2 protein-coding genes and 1 riboswitch are annotated in these 4802 nt (G+C 67.7%); of the genes, one reads left to right on the forward strand and one right to left on the reverse strand.

Annotated features, from left to right (window positions below):
- Positions 1-30: 30 nt before the first annotated feature.
- Positions 31-2634, reverse strand: coding sequence for a M14 metallopeptidase family protein (locus HKK72_RS35985; RefSeq protein ID WP_187238868.1), 2604 nt, complete (start codon positions 2632-2634; stop codon positions 31-33).
- 226 nt (positions 2635-2860) lie between these two features.
- Positions 2861-2974: riboswitch (TPP riboswitch) on the forward strand.
- Between HKK72_RS35985 and thiC the strand changes: the two genes are divergently transcribed.
- Positions 2972-4756: a phosphomethylpyrimidine synthase ThiC gene (thiC, locus tag HKK72_RS35990; protein WP_187238869.1), complete on the forward strand. Its 1785-nt coding sequence runs from the start codon at positions 2972-2974 to the stop codon at positions 4754-4756. It overlaps the preceding riboswitch by 3 nt.
- The last annotated feature ends 46 nt before the right edge of the window (positions 4757-4802 follow it).

The following is a 4802-nucleotide window of genomic DNA, read 5'->3' on the forward strand; positions in this document are numbered from 1 at the left end:
GCATCGACCCGGCGCGGCCGCTCCTCCAGATCAGCCGCCGAGCCGCGCGAACCGGTCCGCGGTGAGCTTCTCCGATGGCCCGTGGTACATCGCGTTGAAGATCATCTTCTGCTCCGCGCGGTTCCAGGTGCGGAACCCGGCCTGGTTGCCGAACGTCACCACGTAGCCCTTGCCCACGTTGAACGTCATCGCGTTGGCGGCGCCGTTGAGGTACTGGCCGCCGATCAGCCAGCCGCTCTGCAACTGCGACCCGCTTTCGGGGTACTTCGAGACGACCTTGACGTCGTACTTGCCGGCGTCGGTCACCCGGAAGGCGTCGTCGCCCTCGAACCACACCGGGTTCTCGGGATCCATTCCCCAACCGACCGGGCTGCCCGTGTCGATCCGCTGGCTGAGCAGCGAGCCGGGGGAGTAGAAGGTCGAGGAACTGGTCGGCAGCACCGACTCGATGGGCAGGTCGAGCAGCTGGTCGGCGGTGTTCGTGGCGCTGCCGTACGTGACCAGCGTCCCGCCGTCGTTGACGAAGTCGCGCAGCCTGTTCCAGCCGGCCTCACCGACACCGAAGGCCCAGCTCCACTCGGGTGGGTAGCTGGCGGCGTTCAGCCCGTTGACGATGTTGTTCTTGCTCACCTCGCTGGGGATGACGATGGTGTCGTACTTCGACCTCAGGTCGCCCTGGTAGTCCTGTGCCTTCAGGGTCTGGTAGTTCACCTTGTACTGGTCGAACATCCACATCAGCCAGCCGGCCGGGATATTGTTGGTCGGCTTGAGCAGACCGATCCGGGTGCCCGGCTTCAGTTCGGTGCCCGAGATCTCCGGCACTTTCGAGATCGCCGACACCGGGATGCCGGTGCTCTGGGACTGGGCCTGCAGGATCTGCCGCGCCTGCGCGGTCGGCGGGACGACGAACGTTCCGGCAGGGAAGTCGCGGCCATCGTCGGTGAACTTCTCCGCCGCGCGGAACGTCGGGACGCCCTGCTGCTGTAGAGCGGAGACGAACCGGAAGACGCCGTACGACTCGGGACCCACGGCATAGGCGCCGTCGTCACCCGGGGCGGCGGGCATCGTCACCGGCTCGGGCCGGGCCTGGCCGACCGGGGTCGCCTGCACCGAGAACCGGTCCTTGACCAGGTCCGCCTTGAAGCCCAGGAGCATGGGCAGCGTCTGCGCCGTCACGTCGTACGGCCGCTGCGGCGGTCCGCCCGGATACTCCAGGAGCTCGGGATAGTGCTGCACCTCCAGCAGCGTCTTGGCGAACGCGCCGTAGGGCTGCGCGAGGTAGATCACGTACGAGCCGGCCGGGTACTCCTTGCCGCCGGCGGTGAAGGCCGTGCGCGCCCGTTGGATCTCGACGGCTCCGGTGCGGAGGATGCCGAGTACGTCATGGATCGCCTGTGGGTCGCGTTGGTTCGCCGGGATGACGTAGGCATAGGCGTCGGTCCTCGAGACCGCCTTCTGGCCGACCCGGTAGAAGTTGTACAGCCAGTTGTACGGGTCGTTCGCGAGCGCCTCGACGCCGGAGTAGAACGTCTGCGAGGTGTAGTCCAGGATCTGGCGCAGCCGCCAGACGTTCTGGTCGTACGGCTCGATGAAGTTGGTGTCGGCCTGCTGCTGGCCGATCGGGCGGGTACTCGTGTAGGGGTAGGCCAGGTTGGAGACGCTCGCCGCCTCGGTGAGCATCCGCACGGACCCGTGGTAGACCTGGTACTGGCGCGACGGCGTCCAGTAGTCGTACGTCATCCCCCAGCCCACGCCCTTCATGCCCGCGGCGGTCATGCCGCGCTGCATCGCCATGCCGAGGGCGTTGGTCTGCTGCACCGTGATCGGGTCGATGTTGGGATCGGACGGCGACAGGTACGGCGGGGTGAACATCCGGGGAGCGCCCGTTCCCGCCTGGTGCGCGTCCTGGAACGCCTGCGGGTGGTACTTGTTCTGGATCGAGACCATCAGCCGGCTCTCGACCTGGGTGAACATGAACCAGTCGCGGTTGTCGTCGTGGCCGGTGTACTTCTGGTACAGGTCGGGATAGGTGCGCGCGTAGTTGGTGCCCGCCGTCGCCTTGAAGTAGTCGTTGACCAGCATGAGCCCGTCGGGGTTCTGCGTGGGCACCATCAGGATGATGGCGTTGTCGAGGATGTGCCTGATGTAGGCCGACTTCTCGGTCGCGAGCCGATGGGCGATCTCGATCATCGCCTGGGAGTTGCCGACCTCGTTGGCGTGGATGCCGGCCTGGATGTAGTAGATGGGCTTGCCCTGGGCGGCGAGCTTCTGCGCCTGAGCCTGCGACAGGCCGCGTGGGTCGGCCAGCCGGTTGTTGATGGCGAGCAGGCGGTCGAGATCGCGCAGGTTCTTCTTCGAGCTGATGGTGAGCATGTAGTAGGGGTTGCCGAGGGTGGTGTCGCCGAGCTTGGCGTAGTCGACCTCGTCGCTGTTCTTGCCGATCAGCTGGAAGTAACTCAGCATCTTGTCGGCGGTCGCGAGGTTGCCGTCGGACCCGATGTGGAAACCGAAGTAGTCGTCAGGGGCGGGGATTCCGGCCGAGGCCGACACCGTCTGCAGCGCCGCGCCCGAGGGCGCGAGCAGGGCGATCGCCGCGATCGCGGCGATGGCCATTCTCCGGAGGGAGGCGCGCATCTCCATCCTTCCCAGGTGTTCCGGGTGACCGAGCTTGGAGCGTGCCGATCCGGCATGGGCGCCGTACGAGAACAAGACGCCCATACATGATCACTTCGACATGTTGCGGGGAACTCTTCACAAGGTCAACAACCGTGTCAGGAATTACCGAAATGTAGCGAAGCGGGCGTCTTTACCTCAGGGCGAAGGGTTGCGGCAAGGGGGTGGCGCCGGGTTACCGTCACCGACGACAGGACGCGGGAGCCCGGCCATGACCGGGCTGAGAGGGCGACGTCAGGGGTCGCCGACCGCTCGAACCTGACCGGGTAATGCCGGCGTAGGGAGTTGTCGTAGCACCATGGTCGATTCCACCGTTCCGCCTGCCCACGCGACCACCGAGTCCACCGAGTCCGCCGTTCCGCCCGCCCGCAAGACCTATGTGACCGGATCGCGACCCGACCTCCGGGTGCCGATGCGGGAGGTCCCGCTCACCAACGACGAGACCGTCGTGCTGTACGACACGTCCGGTCCGTACACCGACCCGTCGCATGAACCGGACGTCCGCCGCGGCCTGCCCGCCTTGCGCACCGAATGGGTCGCCGAGCGCGGCGACACCGAGGAGTACGACGGCGGGCCGGCCGGCCCGCCCGGCGACGGGCGCGGATCGCCCGACCCGCTGCGCGAGCAGGCCGCCTTTCCGCCGCGCCGCCCTCGCAGGGCGACCGGCGGGGCGGTGACCCAGCGCGCCTACGCCCGGCGCGGTGAGATCACCCCCGAGATGGAGTTCGTGGCGCTGCGCGAGGGCGTGCCGCCCGAGTTCGTGCGGGACGAGCTCGCGCGCGGCCGTGCGGTGCTGCCGTCCAACGTCAACCATCCCGAGTCCGAGCCGATGATCATCGGCCGGAACTTCCTCGTCAAGATCAATGCCAATCTGGGGAACTCGGCGGTGGCCTCCTCGATAGAGGAGGAGGTCGACAAGATGACCTGGGCGACCCGCTGGGGCGCGGACACCATCATGGATCTGTCGACCGGGCGGGACATCCACACCACCCGGGAGTGGATCCTGCGCAACGCGCCGGTCCCCGTCGGCACAGTGCCGATCTACCAGGCGCTGGAGAAGGTCGGCGGCAGGCCCGAGGCGCTGACCTGGGAGGTCTACCGCGACACCGTGATCGAGCAGTGCGAGCAGGGCGTCGACTACATGACCGTCCACGCGGGCGTGCGGCTGCCGTACGTGCCGCTGACCGCGCGGCGCAAGACCGGGATCGTCTCGCGCGGCGGCTCGATCCTGGCGGCGTGGTGCCTCGCCCATCACCGGGAGAACTTCCTCTACACGCACTTCCGGGAGCTCTGTGAGATCTTCGCCGGCTATGACGTCACGTGGTCGCTGGGCGACGGCCTGCGCCCCGGCTCGATCCACGACGCCAACGACGAGGCCCAGCTCGCCGAGCTGCGCACTCTCGGCGAGCTGACGAAGGTCGCGGCGGAGTACGACAACCAGGTCATGATCGAGGGACCGGGGCACGTCCCCATGCACAAGATCAAAGAGAACGTCGATCTGCAGATGGAGCTCTGCGACGAGGCGCCGTTCTACACGCTCGGCCCGCTCACCACCGACATCGCGCCCGGGTACGACCACATCACATCGGCCATCGGCGCCGCGATGATCGGCTGGTACGGCACCGCGATGCTCTGCTACGTCACACCCAAGGAGCATCTCGGGCTGCCGGACAAGGATGACGTGAAGGCGGGCGTCATCGCGTACAAGATCGCGGCACATGCCGCCGACCTGGCGAAGGGCCACCCGGGAGCGCAGGCGTGGGACGACGCGCTGTCCGACGCCCGGTTCGAGTTCCGCTGGGAGGATCAGTTCAATCTCGCGCTGGATCCGGATACGGCGCGGTCGTTCCACGATGAGACGCTGCCCGCGGCTCCGGCCAAGACCGCGCACTTCTGCTCGATGTGCGGCCCGCACTTCTGCAGCATGAAGATCACTCAGGACGTACGGCGGTACGCGGACGCGGCCGGCCTGACCGAGACGGAGGCGCTGACCGCCGGGATGCGGGAGAAGGCGGAGGAGTTCACCGGCTCGGGCGGCCGGATCTACCTGCCGGTCTCGCCGACCGGGGCCGAACAGGGCTGACCCGTCCGGCGCTGGGCCGTGCCCCGCCCCACCTCCGCCGGTCGCG

Origin of the sequence: Actinomadura sp. HBU206391, assembly GCF_014323665.1 — a bacterium.
Classification (GTDB): domain Bacteria; phylum Actinomycetota; class Actinomycetes; order Streptosporangiales; family Streptosporangiaceae; genus Actinomadura_C.